Consider the following 13,491-nt stretch of genomic DNA (forward strand, 5'->3'; position numbering starts at 1 on the left):
TCTTGTAAAAACAAGGGAGCTTTTCTTCATAATTTTTACAAAGTTAAATTAGTATATCACCGTTTCTTTTATTTAAGCTGCACAAATAAAATGATGACTTTTTTTATTCGCTTTTTGCAAAATAAGCACTCTAATTGTGGATATAACGTAGAATTTCAGCTGTATTCATTGACAGTTCAAGTGCTCCGTGATAGAATTTAATAAAAAGATAAAGATGCACAATTATAATTGTGTAAAATATAGAAGGAATTGTATAAAAATATGCAAAAAGGAGTTGGGATTGAATGAAACCAAAGAAAAGCAAACGGTTCATGTCCGTCCTTGTTTCAGCCTGTATGGCACTGCCGTTCCTCACCGACAGTCTGCCTGTACCCTCGCTGAAAACGACTGCTGTCAAAGCAGGTGCTGCCTACGGACACGATGACGACCTCGTGCTTCGGTATGACAGCATGGCAGGATATGTAAGCACCGACAACGCATTCAACAACAACGAATCGTTCTACAAAGCTCTCCCTCTCGGAAACGGCCGTATCGGAGCAATGGCTTACGGTAACTGTCCCGATGAACTGTTCGATCTGAATGAGTGTACCGTATGGAGCTCAGGTCCTGGAAATAACAACAAGGAGGGCGCAGCATCTCACCTCTCAGAGGTGCAAAACCTTATCAAAAGCGGAAAGTACAACGATGCCAATTCGATAGTAGCCCGTCAGATGATAGGCGGAGGCGAGGCTAAATATCAGAAGGTAGGCGCGCTGAAGCTCAGCTTCGGACACGATAAGGTGTCGGACTATTCCCGTGAGCTGGATATGAATGACGCTGTTGCAAGATGCTCATACACGTTCAACGGCAAGAGGTATACCCGTGAGACCTTCGTAAGCTATCCCGATCAGGTAATGGTTACTCGCATAACCTGTGACAGCAAGGGCTCGGTATCGTTTTCGGCAGGCTATGACGGTCTGCTCAACGGAACTGTAGCTACCGAGGGCAATGATACTATCGTTGCTAACGGTCACGCTGATGAGGACCTCTGGATAAGAGGTGCAGTTTATTACTCCACACGGAGCAAGGTCATACCTGACGGCGGAAGCATCAGCGCAGGCAGCGGTAAAGTGTCCGTTTCGGGCGCGGATTCCGTAGTAATAATCACATCTGTACGTACTAACTATGTTGACTACAAGACCTGCAACGGCGATGAAAAAGGCGACGCAAAAGCCGATATCGCCAAGGCTGAGTCAAAGTTCTACGATACCCTCTATCAGAACCACGTACAGGACTATCAGGAGCTTTTCAAGCGCGTTGATATAGAGCTGGGCGGCGATACCGAAAACGCCAAGAAGATGACTACCCCTCAGCGTATATCCGATTTCGGACGCTCTGACGACCCGAAAATGGTGGAGACTCTCTTCCAGTACGGAAGATATATGATGATAAGTGCGTCCCGTGACGCTCAGCCTATGAACTTACAGGGCATATGGAATAAATACTCCGCTCCTGCATGGGGCTGCAAATACACGACGAATATAAATTACGAAATGAATTACTGGCCTGCATTCACCACAAATCTTGCTGAGTGCTTTGAGCCCTTTGTTGAAAAGGCAAAGGGACTGGCTGCTGCCGGAAATGAGACAGCGAGGGTGAATTACGGCATATCAGAGGGCTGGGTGCTCCACCATAACACCGACCTCTGGAACAGGACAGGCCCTATAGACGGTGCGTGGGGACAGTGGCCCACAGGCGGCGCATGGGTATCAAATATGCTCTATGACGCTTACCGCTTCACTCAGGACAAGGACTATCTCAGCGACATCTACCCCGTTATCAAGGGCAGTGCTCAGTTCCTCAACAAGCTTATGATTCCTGCCGCCATAAACGGTCAGGAATATATGGTCATAAGCCCGAGCACATCTCCCGAGATAAATCTCCCTGCTTACCCCAACGCAAGCGTTGACCACAGCGTAACTATGGACAACGGCATAGCCCGTGAGCTTTTCAAGGACGTTTCGGAAGCCTCCGAGATACTTGGCTGCGATTCAGAGCTGAGAGAACAGCTCAACTCAAAGCTCACACTTATCCGCCCCGAAACTATAGGCAAATGGGGACAGATACAGGAATGGGCGCAGGACTGGGACAATCAGAACGAAAAGCACCGTCATATCTCCCATATGTATGCGCTTTATCCCGGATTTGAGATAACTCCCGAGGATAATCCGACTACCGCAAAGGGTGCTTCAACATCGCTCAATGCGCGAGGCGACGACGGTACAGGCTGGTCGGAAGCGTGGAAGCTCAACTGCTGGGCAAGGCTTGAGGACGGCGCACACGCATACAACCTTATAAAGCTGCTGGTTACTCCCGTAAACAACTACGGCAGACTTTACGATAATCTCTGGGACGCACATCCGCCTTTCCAGATAGACGGCAATTTCGGCTTTACATCGGGCGTTGCGGAGATGCTTCTCCAAAGTCAGAATGACGTTATGACACTTCTTCCCGCACTTCCGAAGCAGTGGTCTACAGGTCATGCAAACGGTCTCTGCGCACGAGGAAACTTTGAAGTTACAGAGATGAACTGGAAGAACGGCAGACTTGAAAATGCGACTATACTCTCAAAATCAGGCGGAGTTTGTACCGTAAGATACAGCGGCGCGATGATAAGCTTTGAAACAGAGGCAGGCAAGGAGTACAGCCTTAACGGTGAATTGCAGTTTGACGGCGAAGAGCTGCAAAACCTTGCTCTCGGCAAAAAGGTGACAGCTTCTGGCTGCGATAACGACGAGACTCCCGAAATGGCTGTTGACGGTGATGCTTCCACAAAGTGGTATCACGATGACGGTATCGGCGGCGAATGGATACAGGTAGACCTTGAAGAAGAGTGCAATATCCAGCGCTGGAGCGCGAAATTTGCAGGTCTCAGCGAGAAAAATGCCTTCGATCCGCGCGATTTTGTACTGAAAGCAAGCTCGGACGGCGAGAGCTGGACTGATATAACCGAGGTTTTCGGCAATACAAAGAGCTCCTGCGGCAGAAATCTCAGCGGAGTAAATGCAAGATATGTGCGTCTGGAAATGCGCACCTCAACTCAGGACAACAGCGGCGGCGCAAGAGTTTATGAGCTTGAGATATGGGGCAATAACGGCAAACCGCCTGTCCCGAAAACTGCGTATAAGAACTACGGGTGCAGCAGCTATAACTTCATGCGCGGCGAGATACGCAAGGACGACAGCGGAAATACCGCTATCGGATATATCACCGACGGCTCTTACATAGTTTTCCGCAAGCTTGATTTTGAAAGCGGAGCAGAGGGCTTCAAGGTACGTGCGGCAAGTGCTACGGACGGCGGTACTATCGAGGTGCGTTTAGGCTCTGCCGACGGCGATATCATAGGCAAATGCGATGTTCCGACAACTGACGGCTGGGACGAATATGTTGACCTTGAATGTGCAACATCTCAGTGTACTGGCGAGCACGACGTTTATCTCGTATTCCGCGGCGGTGACGGCTATCTTTTCAATGTGAATAATTTCAGTTTTTACGGTCTTTCAGGGGATGTAAACGGCGATAGGGAAGTGGACATATTCGATGTCCTCCGTTTCAGAAAGGCACTTATCAAACAGACAGAACTCAGCGGTCTCGGACTGTCCAATTCTGATCTTAACAATGACAGCGAATCAAATGTAGCAGACTTGCTGCTATTACAAAAATTCATGTTGGGAAATAACTGACCTGTAGGGGGCGATGCTTGCATCGCTCCCTGCTTTGCTTCGATACGTTTTGTCGGTCTGATGTAGGTCACACGGGCGGCGTGTCATGTAGAGTTTATGTGTAATTCGCGGACGACCAATGGTCGTCCCTACAGCACAGAGTAACTGATACAATAAAAAGTATATCAGTTGGTCAGTTCAACACATTAACTCAATAAAGTACATTGCATAAAGCAAGTGACCATCTGACCATGTGAGAATGTTTATATTGTTCTCACTTGCATTGTAAGGCGCGGACTGCCGGAGGCAGCCCCTACATTCCTAATCACTATGCACTAACAACTAATCACTATTCGCTGCAATGAATTAAAAGAGCCGCTTTCGACATCGTTATCGGAAGCGGCTGCTTTTTTATTTATCAGTCTGCCAGTATCTTCTTGCGGAACTCTATCACATCAAATACATCAGCACTTCCGTCGCCGTTAAGGTCAGCGGACTTGTACTGCTTTTCGTTGAATGTATAAGTACCGTGGATATATCTGTTCATAAGAACGAGATCGCCGACGTTGAACTGTCCGTCGCCGTTGAGGTCGCCGTCCTTGTATATTGCCGTATCGTCCAGTGCCTCAAACTTGATGCCGTACATCTGAGCATAAGCCTCAGCAGTAGAGCCCTTGTAGCCGTGAATGACTGTATCGCCCACAGGTCTGCTGTTAAGCTCTTTGATCTCATAAGCATATGTTCTGACATCAGTATAGTTTGGTCTGTTATCTTCGCTGCGAATACCTACCAGTTCATCGGCAGATTCATAATGAGTTGCGCGTATTGTCTGATTTCCTGCGCATATCTCACACTCGGGATCGTAGATATAAACATCACGGAGGAATACTGCGTTCTTGAATGCATCATAATCGAGTACGTGAGAGTAAACATCGGCTCTTATGCAGTTCTTGGTGGTGTCGTTGACCATTTCCCAGCCCATTTTTGTAACGCTTGCAGGGACAGTGATATTTCCGTATGCAGATATACTTGCAACGCCCTCTGTGCCCTCTTTTATGGTGATATCCTTTACCTTCAGATCAACATCGACAAGCCAGCCGTCAAAATAGCCCAGTCCGTTCTCGTATTTGATGCCCGGAGTCTCATAGAATGCGTTGCAGCCGATATGCTTGACGCTTGCAGGGATATTTATATCAGTCAGTGATACACAGCCGTTGAATGCATTGTCGCCTATTATATCCAGCTCGCTTGGAAGCTTTATGCTTTTCAGCTTGCCTGCACCGCAGAAAGCATTTCTGCTGATCGCTTCGATACCGTCGGGCAGCTCTACGCTTTCAACGTTTTTGAGGCTGTGGAATGCGCCTGTGCGGAGTTTCTTAACGCTGTCGGGAACTACTATCTTTGTCTTTTCGTAATTTGACGGAACTTTTATAAGCTCTGTCATGTCCTTAGTATAGATTATTCCGTCTACAGATACAAAACACGGATTATCTTCGCTTACCTCATAATATGCGGTATTGTCATACTGTAGATCGTAATTTACATCAATGGACTCTATACTTGCAGGGAGCTTTACTGTGCCTGCATTAAGATTGCAGTTCATAACAAATCCCGTTACAGGTACGCCCTTTATTTCTGCGGGTATCTCAACGTCCTTTGGAGCTGCATTATGACTGCCGTTTAATCTTGCGGTTGCAACAGAATGACCGTATATCCAGTATGTTACGTCTCCCTCGTCATATATCTCAGGACCTACATTAGCTGACGGAGGTACGAAAGCATCAAATATCCTTCTGTACTTACGTGCGTAGTCCTCGGCTGTAGAGCCCTCATATCCGCGGATAATGGTATCATACTTTGCAGGATTGCCTATCTTTATAGGTGCATTGTATACCTTTTCTACAGGCTGTGCAACTGCAACACCTGAGTTGTCCTCAGAATTATTATTCTGCTCATTCTTTTCTCTGGCTTTCTCCAGGTATTTTTCTATTTTTTCTTTGGTCACGGAAAGCTCTACAGAATTTATAGGAACTTCATACGCTGTAATATCATCAATTTTCTCATCAATTTCGGTAAGTGAAGTATTTATAACTTTTACAATTGAGTTAGCACCACTGCTTGAAGAAGCAGTGACCCGAGTATGTCTGATAATATAGTCATTCTCTTCGGTTGTTTCCTCTTCATCAGGAGCTTCCTTTGGCTCTCTCCAGTATGAGGGGATAGTTACTGCATCGTCCTCTATCTTGCAGTTGCGGTCAGAAATCCATACTTCTTTTACAGTCGGACAGCCAAGAGTTCTTGCAGGGATAACAGGACAGTGGAATTCTACAAGCTCTAAAGGCATATACAAGCCCAAAGCAAGGTATCTTCCCAAGTGGATAACAGAATCGGGTACAGTGATAACTTTCAGCTTGTTTTTTGAGATGAAAAGCCCTTCGATAGTACCTACTGTGCCCATACGTATATCAGCACGTTCTATATCGTTATCAGCTCCTACAGCCCACTTGTCAACGTAGTGTATGCCGTCCTCGTTCTCGATAGCTCCCGAATCCTTGAAAGCATCATTATATATATAATCTACAGAGCTCGGTATCCTTACGCCTTTCAGAGCCTTTGTGCCTGCGAAAGTGTACGTGTTTATAGCTTTTACACCGTCAGGTATATTTATGGAGGTGAGAGATGTACAGCCTACGAAAGCTCCTTCACCTATTTCTCTTACGTTATTGCTTACCTCTATCTTTGTAAGCTTCTGGCAGCTTACAAAAGCGTATGGAGCTATATTCTCTGCTTCGTCGGCTATCTTTACCTCAGCGGCACTGTTTGAAGGCGGAAAAGCAACGACTGTTTTCATGTCCTTGCTGTAAAGTACGCCGTCAACAACTGTAAACGACTCGTTATCCTCGGTAACAGCTATTTCTTCCATGCTGAATTCTGCAATATCACCCCAGTTTATAACGCTGACATTTTTTGTAAGAGTCAGCTTTTTGATGTTTTTGCAGTTTCTGAAAGCACCCCATTCTATACCTACAACAGGAACGTCATTTATTGTTTCGGGAACTGTGAATTCTTCGATGTTTTCATCATTGACGTAATGAACAGCTGCATATCCCTTGAAGATACTATAGCTGACACCGTCTTTTTCTACAGTTGACGAACTGCCGCTGAAATCATACTCCGCAGTAGTTTCTGTCTCTGAAACTACCTCAGCAGATGCGCTGAATGGTACAGCTGCCACAGAACTTGTTATGACAGTTAGTGCGGCAAGAATTGAAATAAATCCCTTGATTTTCATAATAATTTACCTCCTATATCGAAAAAATATATATAAAATATATACTACCATATATTATAACAGGTGTAATTGTGTATGTCAATATTTTTCACTGCCGAGTGCTTTGGACTTTTTCTTAATGTTGCTCTTGACTTTTTTACGCTGATATTATATAATTATATTATTGCAGATCTGATGTGCCTGTGTAGTGCATTGCATTTGCTGAACAAACGACCGCTGCCTGTGGCAGATAAAGGGAGTTTGTGAAGGGAAGAAATATGGAGAAATGCGAGCGCAAGCGAACAGTGCGACTTATTTCTGACCGACAATGAGCAGGTCGCAGAGACCTGCATAAAAAAATACAATAGAATATGCTTGTGTAGCACAGTTGGTAGTGCAGCTCATTCGTAATGAGCAGGTCTCGGACTGATTATAAAGCGACAACCGTGCAGTGCCTTACAAATTTAAAAATTTAATAATGCTAGTGTAGCACAGTTGGTAGTGCAGCGCATTCGTAATGCGCAGGTCGCCCGTTCGAGCCGGGTCACTAGCTCCAAAGCAAATCCCCCGTATATGATTTACGGGGGATTTTTATGCTTATTGTATTTGTTTTGGAATTAATCTATAGGTCGGAGAATTATCATCAAGGGACATTTTATAAACAGGAATTCCTTTTTCAGCAGCAATATCTTTTAACAATCTTTCGTTTAGATAGCTAATACGTCTTCCTAAATAAATTGCTACCGGAGAAGCAGAAAATGGAGCATTAGCTTTTAATTGAGTAGCAACATCGCTATTAGTATAAATAATACGCCATTCTTTTTCATATGCCCATTCTGAAGATTTTTGTAACGCAATTTTTGTTACCATTGTTTGATCAGGGCAAGGAATTATATTACTTATAAAACTGGGATGAAAATAGCCACTAAAAACGCTATACTTTAAAAGGTATTGAATATAGACATTTGGAACTTTAAATCTGATGTCGCTGTATATCGTTGGGAAAAGGTTAAAAGTTTCTATGGTTCCATTGGCAAGAGAGTTATTCCATGCAGCTTGATTAAAAATATATGCTAAAGAGAACCCGGTTTCATTATTTGAGTATAGTCCCCACATTGCCGGCGAAGAAATGTCTTCACTTAAGCAAGTTATTTTTATAGTTTTTTGTACGGCCGAAAATAGCAGTCCTATATTATTTTTTGCCTTATCTAAAATCTCATCTCGTTTGGAACGAATCATTTTGAGATTTTGTTCATTAATATTTGCAACCATACAACTTAATGGAGAGTTATCGGATTGATTATTTGCAATAAAGCTTTTAAGAGCTTCGTCAGACAGACTGTTCTGTAAATCATTTTCTACTTCAGAACGATTGAAGAACAACCTTCCATCATATCCGTCATTCATTTTTTCTAAATTAGCAACCCATATTTGATTTTTATAAAATGAATCAATCCTTTTCTCATCACATCGCAAAAATCGAAAAAGCGTTTGAGGGAAAAAAGTGCTAATATAATTGGTCATCAAGGAATACCTTTCATTACATTCTTGTAGTGAAAGAGTAGAAGGTATTACTGTTTTATATAGAATATCCGCAAATTGTTTTCTTTCATTTATGTCCATGTTTTTGCTCCTATTCTTATATGTATTAAAAATCAAAATGGGAAGCAAGAATTATTATTTCGTTGTCCTAACTTCATAGAAAACTAAATATGGTTCATCAATAGGTTCTTTATCAATATTGCATGATGAAGCAAAACTCCATTCCAGTAAAATGGTGTTTCCTTCAAGTATTTCATCTCTATAAATACTGCTTATTTTCTTTGCGTACTTTAGTAATTGATTAGTTTCATTGCTATCCAAGAATTCTTTATTTCCATAACTTGAAATAAGGTGATTTTGACGATCAAAAGTCATTGATACGTCTAAATCTTGGTTCGTTACTAAATTCCACAAATCATCTTTAATTGCCTCGATAACAATTTTATCAAAAAAAACATTTAAGGTACCACTTTTATGTGCAATAAAATACGGATAATAAATTACAATTCCATTTCCATCTAACCGTTTGTACAGGTTGTTAGCAAACGCAACAGCTTCAGTAGCTGATTTACCTATAAGACGTGGTAAGTTCAGATCATTGCCTCTAACTACAGCGGAACGAATTGTCCATAGATAATTATTTGGCAGTTCTATCCCAGGTTTGTACTCTTTCCATGGAATAGTCGGAATTGCCAAGTCCCTAAGCTCATAGAAACCCATAAGTTTATTCATTTTTAATCTCCTGATTATCCAAAATGTTGTTGAAAGATTTACCAGTAATTTGTTCGTAAGTATTAATTGCATAAGAATCCATCATACCAGAAATGTAATCACATATTAGACGATCCTGAAGTTTTTCTTTAGGTTGGTCTATTTTGTATCTTTCAATTAGGTTTTTAGCTCGATATTCCGGAGGTAGAAAATTAATATTATTAATATAAAAATCCTTTAAATAGGCAAGAACCCTTTTACCTCGTTCTTCATAATAATAAACATCATTATTATGGTTTATACAACGGAAAGTGATTTCCTTTAAACCGTCAGCAAGTTCTTTGTATGTTGCAAAATCCAACTCTTTAGCATTTTTAGTACCTGTTTTTTTCTTAAAGTCACCATTAACGTCTACTAAATCTATGTCTGAAATCAAAGTAAAAATTATACTTGATGATAATTCTTGCCTAAACAACTTGCAATACTCTGTAGAATCAATACTTTTTGAGCCAAAGCCAGATTTTTCTTTGGCTTTATCAACCAGCTCTTTTAATTTTAGATACGAAGTAGATTCGCCATATAATGAGGAATACTCATGTAGTATTTCATCAATAATAAATGCTTTAACTCTTAGTCCGTCTTCTAAGTCGTGAGCAGCATATGCAATTTCATCTGCTAAATCAACTATTTGTACATCAAGAGTACGAACTGGGATTTCATTTTCGTCAACGAAATTTTTTAACAGATTATAATCATCATCGTAAATAAATTTTGTATTTGGGCTACCGTCCTGATTATCTCGTTTGTTGAAATACTTAACCACGCTTAGTAAAGTTCTATATGACAAATTTAAACCTGGAAAATCTGGCTTCTTTTTTTCAACATTTGTAAGTATTCTAAGAGTTTGAGCATTGCCTTCAAAGCCTCCAACATCTTTAAACAACTTATTTAATTCTTTCTCTCCTGCATGTCCGAACGGTGGATTACCTATATCGTGAGCTAATGCACCAGCTTCCACAACAAATAATTCTGTTGCTTCATAGTTTAATTCAGCTGCTACTGATCTGGCAATTTGAGATACCTCCAGACTATGCGTCAACCTATTTCTGAAAAACTGATCGTTTTTTATGCCAAGTAATTGCATTTTTCCTTGTAAACGTCTAAAAGATGACGAATACATTATTCTGGAATAATCTCTTTGATATTCCCCTTCTATTCTATTTCTTAATTCTTCAGGGTGCTGACGCTTTTCCAAACAATCTTCATTTAACCTTGTACGATATTTACGAGAAATATCACCAGCAATACTATGTAATCTTGATTCCATAAAAATTCCCCTCACATAAATTAATGAATGTTTAATTGTCTTACATAATCTTGGAATTCTTCATCAGAAGTAAAAGTGTCATCGAAATCATTGATATTTCGCACTCGGTCGCAACCGAGATCAAATGATACTGTTTGAGTAAATGATTTGAAATCATCATTTTTATCGCATAAACGATCGATAGTATTCCAATCTAATTCGTTTTCTCGCGCAGACAGTATTATTTCGCTTTGAGTATAATCGTCGGCGTTCAGTTTAATAAAACCGATTCCGAATGCACGGTTAAGTCGTCGCAGTTCATCAATAAAATCTGGATTCTGATCGTATTTCAGAGCAACAATATATCCTTCATTAGCCCAACTAGAGTTAGAGACAGCTTGAAAGTAGCTCTTCCGCAAATTCGCAAAAGATAACTCTATTTTCATCTCAAACGAGAATAGTTTAACGTCACTATGTTCAATGGAAGACATTAATCTTCTTGTGTCATCGTTAAAGTCATCAAAAGGATATCTAACAGCAACAATATCGGGATGTAGCCATTCGTTCTCTCCTCGCTGTCCTCTGGAGGATACCTCGTGGAATATAGTCTTGGAATAACAATTAAAATGAGAATCAGAAAAAATGAAAGATGCAAGAATTTTGTGTAAATGCCGTTCGTTAAAACTATAATGAACACTTCTCCCGTTTGTGATAGGAATACTTGACGGGGTGCCTGTCAATTCTCGCAAAGAAAAGAGAGCTGGTCTTTTAGAAACTTGAATAAAAGGACTGTTATCAGGATCTCTTTTTATACTTACATAAAGTTGCGCACCGAGAGTTTTTATTGGAGTTTGTCCACTGCTGAGAAGCTGTTCAGTAAGTCCGAGTTCAACAGCTTTTTCCCATATTTCATTAGGTGCCATAGCTCTATTCTCTGCTCTGATTACATCAATAGCTAATTGAGTAAATGTTAATGGCATAATATCACCTTCAAGAAACTATATCATTTCAATAATGTTCTTTTTGTACCAAGTAGGTATGGGTTCATTTGAACGATATGCTTGTTCAAATATATTGTACAACTGCTTGTATTTTAGTTTGTTTTGAACTATTGTTTTCAATTCTGTAGTCTGTAAAGGAAGTATCTTGAGTCCGTCGACGGACTGGGAGTAATCCTGATTATAATACTGATATGTTTTCCTGTTTCTGAAATCGGATATAACATTCCTATCAAGATAAGTTGTTGTAAAAACGCAATAAGAATTGTTGCTGCCATTGTTAAGAATATATTCTCCGAGATGGCGCGAAACAGGTTCCATTTCCATTCTTCGCTGATTAGTTCCGTCGGAAAGAGTAGCTTCGAGCAGCATACTGTGCTCAGGATAGTCTTTGCAAGCCGCATACTCATAAACTATATCAGCTTCACCACCGCCAGCATGGGTTTTTGGAAGCAGATCAGCTTCGAGCGACAAGTTCATATATTTTAAGATATTACCCTTGCGTTCGCTGACTTTATACCATATTACGCCAAGAACATACTCAAAAATAGTAGGAATATCTGCGTTATCCGTTACTAGTTTCTGAATATCGTCATCTTCACGTTTTTCAAATTTGTCAAGTAGATTAATGAGAGTTGCATCATCAAATTTTGAATCAATGAGTTCGTTGAAACGCTTCAATCGTTCATCAATAACTGCCTGTTTTGCGTCGACCATGTTTTTGATGCTGCCGCCGAGTTCCTTGTTAATACCTTTTATTATTGCGTTTTCGTTGACGCTGAGGCAAGGCGCGATATCTTCGAGTTTACAATTGGTAAAGAGCTTGTCAGATGTGACAAATCCATAATCAAATAGCTTGTCTATGATAGTATTTAAGAAATGCTTCGGTACAATATCAAGATGAATTTTGTTTCCCTCGAAAATAACAACGTCAGTGATTTTGAAATATCTTTTGTTTAAATCATAGTAGTCTTTTAAGGTTGCCTTTGCTTTAAGCAAGTGCATAGTTCTGAAAAATGCTATATTGAAGTCGCGCTCATTATCAACATTTGTGAACATCGAGTCTTTTAAGCAATTACGAGGATTCTTTTCGATTGCTTTTTTGTTGGTAGTTTTTAAGAGAGTAGCTCTCCATAATTTACCGATTTTAACTTTGTCAAGGGACTTTAAAACATCGGAGAGTTTACTATAATCCTTATTCAAAAACAGCTTCTTAAGATTAAGATATAGCGAGTAATAAGGTTTATCGTAGTCTCTGCTTTTTCTGTTAAAGCCAATGCAGCATATGAGTTCTTCGCTTGGTTTGTTGTTGAGAAGTGTATTAAGCGCCTGCTTATAATTGTTCATCTTCATTAACGTGTCAATGATGATATCATCAACGCTTTCGCCGTTTTTACGAAGAGCTTTTATCTTGTTTTTTATGAAAATAGTATTCTCTTTATTAGTGCATAGCGGTAGCAGATAAGTGAATTCTTCTTTTGAAAGGTATTCAAGCTCTGAAAGCAGGTATACAAGCACAATAAATGGACGTATACTTCCATTTTCAACTGGATTTGACGTTTTTAGTAGCTGCTTGAAATAGATATAGCTATCCTTAGCGAGTTGCAAGGTGTTATCCGGTTCAAAGCTACCGCTGAGGCTGATCTGTAAAAGAGCCTTTCCCGCTTCGGTTAATCTTCTTTCAGGAGTTAAAAGTCCTATATCAACAAGGCCTGAAGTTTTCTCGCGAGCATCCTTGTCTTTCCGTGGTGCGTCGCCTTTTACGAACTTCTTTTTCTGCATGAAAAGGTAGTATTCTTCCTGTAAACGTGAATTATTACTCCATTGTTCAGAAGAGTAGTCGGGGTTCTGCCAGAATTCATTTAAAAGCTCTAGTTGTTTTTCGATTAGTAAATTGAAACTCTTCATCCTAAAGCTTGTAGTTCCCAAACTCCAACAAAAGCTTTTATATGTAATGTTTTC

At 40.7% G+C, this 13,491-nt stretch carries 7 protein-coding genes and 1 tRNA gene; 2 read left to right on the plus strand and 6 right to left on the minus strand.

Annotation, left to right across the window (positions count from 1 at the left end):
* Window positions 1-284: 284 nt before the first annotated feature.
* Window positions 285-3,722, plus strand: coding sequence for a glycosyl hydrolase family 95 catalytic domain-containing protein (locus BLW60_RS06220; protein WP_074715437.1), 3,438 nt, complete (start codon window positions 285-287; stop codon window positions 3,720-3,722).
* A gap of 397 nt (window positions 3,723-4,119) precedes the next feature.
* Here the strand turns inward: BLW60_RS06220 and BLW60_RS06225 are convergent, their stop codons facing one another.
* Window positions 4,120-6,993: a leucine-rich repeat protein gene (locus tag BLW60_RS06225; protein WP_074715440.1), complete on the minus strand. Its 2,874-nt coding sequence runs from the start codon at window positions 6,991-6,993 to the stop codon at window positions 4,120-4,122.
* Between the two features lie 459 nt (window positions 6,994-7,452).
* On the opposite strand from BLW60_RS06225, the gene BLW60_RS06230 reads away from it, so the two are divergent.
* Window positions 7,453-7,528, plus strand: a tRNA-Thr gene (locus tag BLW60_RS06230).
* A 41-nt stretch (window positions 7,529-7,569) separates the two neighbouring features.
* Here BLW60_RS06230 and BLW60_RS06235 read toward each other — a convergent pair.
* The 5 genes from BLW60_RS06235 to BLW60_RS06255 are packed head-to-tail and all read right to left on the minus strand — an operon-like array spanning window position 7,570 to window position 13,437.
* Window positions 7,570-8,595, minus strand: a complete 1,026-nt coding sequence (locus tag BLW60_RS06235) for a DUF2971 domain-containing protein (protein WP_074715444.1) — start codon at window positions 8,593-8,595, stop codon at window positions 7,570-7,572.
* Between the two features lie 54 nt (window positions 8,596-8,649).
* A complete protein-coding gene (locus tag BLW60_RS06240) occupies window positions 8,650-9,246 on the minus strand; it encodes a hypothetical protein (protein ID WP_081348138.1) in 597 nt (198 codons plus the stop codon).
* Window positions 9,239-10,552 carry a deoxyguanosinetriphosphate triphosphohydrolase family protein gene (locus BLW60_RS06245; RefSeq protein ID WP_074715447.1) on the minus strand — a complete coding sequence of 438 codons (1,314 nt, stop codon included), beginning with the start codon at window positions 10,550-10,552 and terminating at the stop codon, window positions 9,239-9,241. The genes BLW60_RS06240 and BLW60_RS06245 overlap by 8 nt, the downstream gene beginning before the upstream one ends.
* A gap of 20 nt (window positions 10,553-10,572) precedes the next feature.
* A complete protein-coding gene (locus BLW60_RS06250) occupies window positions 10,573-11,511 on the minus strand; it encodes an HTH domain-containing protein (RefSeq protein WP_074715450.1) in 939 nt (312 codons plus the stop codon).
* 18 nt (window positions 11,512-11,529) lie between these two features.
* Window positions 11,530-13,437 carry an AlwI family type II restriction endonuclease gene (locus BLW60_RS06255; RefSeq protein WP_207645915.1) on the minus strand — a complete coding sequence of 636 codons (1,908 nt, stop codon included), beginning with the start codon at window positions 13,435-13,437 and terminating at the stop codon, window positions 11,530-11,532.
* Window positions 13,438-13,491: the final 54 nt, after the last annotated feature.

This window comes from Ruminococcus flavefaciens (genome assembly GCF_900108555.1).
GTDB lineage: Bacteria > Bacillota > Clostridia > Oscillospirales > Ruminococcaceae > Ruminococcus > Ruminococcus flavefaciens_P.

Bases quoted from the DNA above. Each gene is read 5' to 3' on its own strand.
- BLW60_RS06220 (WP_074715437.1), top strand. From the start codon at position 285: ATGAAACCAAAGAAAAGCAAACGGTTCATGTCCGTCCTTGTTTCAGCC.
- BLW60_RS06225 (WP_074715440.1), bottom strand. From the start codon at position 6,993: ATGAAAATCAAGGGATTTATTTCAATTCTTGCCGCACTAACTGTCATA.
- BLW60_RS06235 (WP_074715444.1), bottom strand. From the start codon at position 8,595: ATGGACATAAATGAAAGAAAACAATTTGCGGATATTCTATATAAAACA.
- BLW60_RS06240 (WP_081348138.1), bottom strand. From the start codon at position 9,246: ATGAATAAACTTATGGGTTTCTATGAGCTTAGGGACTTGGCAATTCCG.
- BLW60_RS06245 (WP_074715447.1), bottom strand. From the start codon at position 10,552: ATGGAATCAAGATTACATAGTATTGCTGGTGATATTTCTCGTAAATAT.
- BLW60_RS06250 (WP_074715450.1), bottom strand. From the start codon at position 11,511: ATGCCATTAACATTTACTCAATTAGCTATTGATGTAATCAGAGCAGAG.
- BLW60_RS06255 (WP_207645915.1), bottom strand. From the start codon at position 13,437: ATGAAGAGTTTCAATTTACTAATCGAAAAACAACTAGAGCTTTTAAAT.